At 37.5% G+C, this 395-nt stretch carries 1 protein-coding gene; it reads left to right on the top strand.

From position 1 onward, the window contains the following. The coding region (locus M595_RS28610; protein ID WP_023070032.1) for a glycosyltransferase at positions 1–395 on the top strand (395 nt) is incomplete at both ends.

Below are 395 nucleotides of genomic sequence, written 5' to 3' on the forward strand. Positions count from 1 at the left end.
CCTTATGTTCGAGCCGTTATAGAAGAATATGTTCACCAAAATAGCAGAATTAAACGGGTATTTAGATCCGAAAATGGTCATATTTCTGCTTGTTCTAATTCGGCTTTAGAAATAGCAACAGGTGAATTTATTGCATTATTAGATCACGATGACTTACTAACTTCTGACGCTTTAGAAGAAGTTGTGCGGCTACTCAATCAGCATCCAGAAGCCGACATGATTTATTCCGATGAAGATAAAATAGATGATCATAATCAATTGAGAGAAGCCGCTTACAAACCCGATTGGTGTCCCGATTCATTTCTCTCTCGAATGTACACCTGTCATTTAGGTGTTTATCGTCGATCATTAGTTAATCAAATTGGAGGATTTAGAATTAGATCGGAAGAGCACAC

Origin of the sequence: Lyngbya aestuarii BL J (assembly GCF_000478195.2) — a bacterium.
GTDB lineage: Bacteria > Cyanobacteriota > Cyanobacteriia > Cyanobacteriales > Microcoleaceae > Capilliphycus > Capilliphycus aestuarii.